We start from the raw sequence: 2,254 nt of genomic DNA, 5'->3' as shown, positions 1-2,254 counted from the left end.
CGCACGCCAAGCACCGGCGGGCCACGCACGGCTGGGAGAGCCTGACGCCGATGGAGCTGAAGGTGACCGACCCGACCTGTTCGACGCCGGGGCCGCCACGCAGGTGCTGGAACGGCTGCGCCGGCTGCTCGACGCCGTGATCGCCGCACCGGAACGCCCGCTGGGCCGCGTGGACGTGCTCCACCCGGACGAGCGCGACCAGGTGCTGCGCGCCTGGAACGACACCGAGCGCGCCATCCCCGCCCGCACCCTGCCGGAGCTGGTCGAGGCCACCGCCGATGCCGTCCCGGACGCGGTCGCGCTGGTCGCGGACGGGCTGGAGCTGACCTACGCCCAGCTCGACGAGCGCGCCAACCGCCTCGCGCAACTGCTGTTCGGCCGCGGCGTCGGCCCGGAGCGGATCGTCGCGCTGCTGCTGCCCCGCTCCGCCGAGCTCGTCATCGCCGCGCTCGCCGTGGTCAAGGCCGGCGGCGCGTACCTGCCGGTCGACCCCGCGTACCCGGCGGAGCGCATCGCGTTCCTGCTGGACGACGCGCGCCCGACCGCCGTGCTGACCGTCGCGGACCTGGCCGACCGGCTGCCCGCCACGTCCGACGTCGTGCTGCTGGACGAGCCGGCGCTCACCGCCGACCGGCCCGCGCACCGGCCCACCGACCTCGACCGCACCGCCCCGCTGCTGCCCGCGCACCCCGCGTACCTGATCTACACCTCCGGCTCCACCGGCACGCCCAAGGGCGTCCTCGTGCCGCACGCGGGCATCGCCAGCTTCGCCCGCAGCGAGGTCGAGCGGTTCGACGTGCGGCCCGGTGACCGGGTCCTCCAGTTCTCCTCGCCCAGCTTCGACGCGTCCGTGCTGGAGCTGTGCATGGCCCTGCACGGCGGTGCGGCGATCGTCGTGCCGCCGCCCGGTCCGCTGGTCGGTGACGACCTCGCCGGCGTGCTGGCCACCCAGCGCATCACGCACACCCTCATCCCGCCGGCCGCGCTCGCGACCGTGCCGCCCATCGCGCTGCCCGACCTGCGCACGCTGATCGTCGGCGGCGACGCGTGCTCCGCCGAACTGGTCGCCACCTGGGCGCCCGGCCGCACGATGATCAACGCCTACGGCCCGACCGAGACCACGGTCGCCGCCACGTTCAGCGAAGCCCTCGTCGTCGGCGCGACCCCGCCGATCGGCACGCCGCTGTGGAACACCCGGACGCTGGTGCTGGACGCCAACCTCCAACCGGTGCCCGTCGGGCAGCCGGGCGAGCTGTACGTCGCGGGCGCGGGCCTGGCGCGCGGCTACCTCGACCGGCCCTCGCTGACGTCGCACCGGTTCGTGGCCGACCCGCACGGAGCGCCGGGGGAGCGGATGTACCGCACCGGTGACGTCGTGCGGTGGCGCCCGGACGGCGCGCTGGACTACCTGGGGCGTGCCGACAACCAGGTCAAGATCCGCGGCTTCCGGGTGGAGCTGGGCGAGATCGAGGCCGTGCTCGGTGAGCACGCGTCCGTCGCGCAGGTCGTCGTCGTGGCCCGCGAGGACCAGCCGGGCGTGAAGCAGCTCGTCGCGTACGTGACGCCCGGCACCGCCGACCCCGCGCTGCTGCGCGCGCACCTGGCGGCCCGGCTGCCGGAGCACCTGGTGCCCGCCGCGATCGTGCCGCTGGACGCGTTCCCGTTGACCGCCAACGGCATCAAGGTGGACCGGGCCGCGCTCCCCGCGCCGGTGCACACCTCCCGCGCACCCGGCCGCGAGCCGGTCAGCCGCACCGAAGAGGTGCTGCGCGACCTCTTCGCGGAGGTGCTCGGCGTCGCGACGATCAGCGTGCGCGACTCGTTCTTCGAGCTGGGCGGCGACAGCATCGTGTCGATCCAGCTCGTCAGCCGCGCCCGCCGCGACGGGCTCGTGCTCACGCCCAAGCAGGTCTTCGAGCACCGGACGGTGGAACGCCTCGCCGCCGTCGTCCGCGGCATCGAGACCGCGCCCGCCGAAGCCCCGGACGCGGGTGTCGGACCGGTGCCGCTGACGCCCATCGCGCACTGGCTGAGCGAACGCGGTGGACCGGTGGACGGGTTCCACCAGTCGATGTTGCTGCAGGTGCCCCCGAACGCGGACGCGGGCGCCGACTCCGGCCGCCTCACGGGCGCGTTGCGGGCACTGGTCGACCACCACGACGCGTTGCGGCTGGTGCTCACCCGCGCCGACGGGGCGTGGAGCCTGCACGTCCGGCCGCGCGGCACGGTGCCCGTCACGCCCACCCGGCTCGAC

1 protein-coding gene is annotated in these 2,254 nt (G+C 75.3%); it reads left to right on the top strand.

Features of this window, described 5'->3' with window-relative positions; all coding sequences use genetic code 11:
* Nucleotides 1-103: 103 nt before the first annotated feature.
* The coding region (locus AB0G02_RS34680; protein ID WP_360802990.1) for an amino acid adenylation domain-containing protein at nt 104-2,254 on the top strand (2,151 nt) is incomplete at its 3' end.

This window comes from Actinosynnema sp. NPDC023658, assembly GCF_040639995.1.
Classification (GTDB): Bacteria; Actinomycetota; Actinomycetes; order Mycobacteriales; family Pseudonocardiaceae; genus Actinosynnema.
The sequence above is the reverse complement of the archived record's forward strand: the minus strand, read 5'-3'. Positions and strand labels throughout refer to the sequence as shown.